Genomic DNA, 263 nt, shown 5'->3' with positions numbered 1-263 from the left:
GCTTTATTTAACGCCACCGTGAAACGAAACGGTTTATGTGCACGTTGACCTGAAGGTTGTCCGGATTGTGGGTCAGTGGGTACAGTCACTTCATGAGAAAACTCTTGTACCAGCATTTGGTCTTCATGACCTTGCACATAGATGTTACCGACAGAATCCGCGGTAAATGCACCTGCAGTGATGTTACCTTGGGTTTTTCCTTGAATGGAAATATAACATGGAGTTGGCATAGCGATATCCTTTATCAAAAATGACAAGTTGAG

1 protein-coding gene is annotated in these 263 nt (G+C 43.3%); it reads right to left on the bottom strand.

All coding sequences use genetic code 11. The annotated features are described in order from the left end of the window. Window positions 1-230, bottom strand: a 230-nt coding sequence (gene tssD, locus AC4IFO_RS23210; protein WP_490737879.1) for a type VI secretion system tube protein TssD, incomplete at its 3' end; no start/stop codon positions are given. Window positions 231-263 lie beyond the last annotated feature (33 nt).

The organism is Providencia sp. UF-224, from assembly GCF_058245955.1.
The sequence above is the reverse complement of the archived record's forward strand: the minus strand, read 5'-3'. Positions and strand labels throughout refer to the sequence as shown.